Annotated in this window: 2 protein-coding genes; both read right to left on the bottom strand. The window is 61.3% G+C overall.

What is annotated here, in order from left to right:
* The coding region (locus tag R4P64_RS34225; protein ID WP_411742759.1) for an IS3 family transposase at nt 1-73 on the bottom strand (73 nt) is incomplete at its 3' end.
* A gap of 4 nt (nt 74-77) precedes the next feature.
* Nucleotides 78-764, bottom strand: a 687-nt coding sequence (locus tag R4P64_RS33915; RefSeq protein WP_317824576.1) for an IS3 family transposase, incomplete at its 5' end; no start/stop codon positions are given.

Raw genomic sequence — 764 nt, forward strand, 5'->3', positions numbered from 1 at the left:
TTTGGGCGCGGTACTCGTCGGGGCTGAGGTAGCCGAGTCGCTGTTGAATGCGGGTGGTGTTCCACCATCGCAGGTAGTCAGTGAGTCCCGTGTGAAACTCGTCGAGAGTTCCGGGTTTCTGGACGGGGGAACCATTCCTCCTTGAGGTGGCTGAAGAATCCCCCCATGACGGCGTTGCCCGGGCAGGTGCCTTTGCGGGACATTGACTGAGTGAGCCCTGCTTCGCACAACGTTTCCCTCCAGAGGGTGTGGCGGTACTGAAATCCTTGGTCGGAGTGGACAAGTGGTTTTTCGCCAGCGTTGAGGGTGTCGATTGCCATGCGGAGTCTGTCGGTGACCATCTTCACGCTCGGAGACGGCCCGGCCGTCACCGAGATGATTCGGTTGTCATGAAGGTCGAGGATGGGCGAAAGGTAGACCTTGGAACTGCCGATGTTGAACTCGGTTACGTCCGTGGCCCATTTGGTGTGCGCAGTCTCTGTCGCGAACTGGCGGTTCAACACGTTCTCGGCTGCCTCGCCGACCTCACCTCGGAAGGAGTTGTGCCGTTTGCGACGGCGCACCGGGCAGGCCAACCCGAGCTCGCGCATGAGTTTGAGCACGGTCTTCTTCGACACCTTCCACCCCTGTCGGAGCAGGACGCAAAGAATGCGCCGGTGCCCGTATGCGCTGTTGGCTGCCTCGGATGCGCCACGAATGGCCTCTTTGATGTCGGTTCGGGTGTCCCCGCGACGGAGCCGGCGCCGGTGGTCGTAGAACGTCGA

This window comes from Rhodococcus sp. IEGM 1366 (genome assembly GCF_033142425.1).
Classification (GTDB): Bacteria; Actinomycetota; Actinomycetes; order Mycobacteriales; family Mycobacteriaceae; genus Rhodococcus_F; species Rhodococcus_F globerula.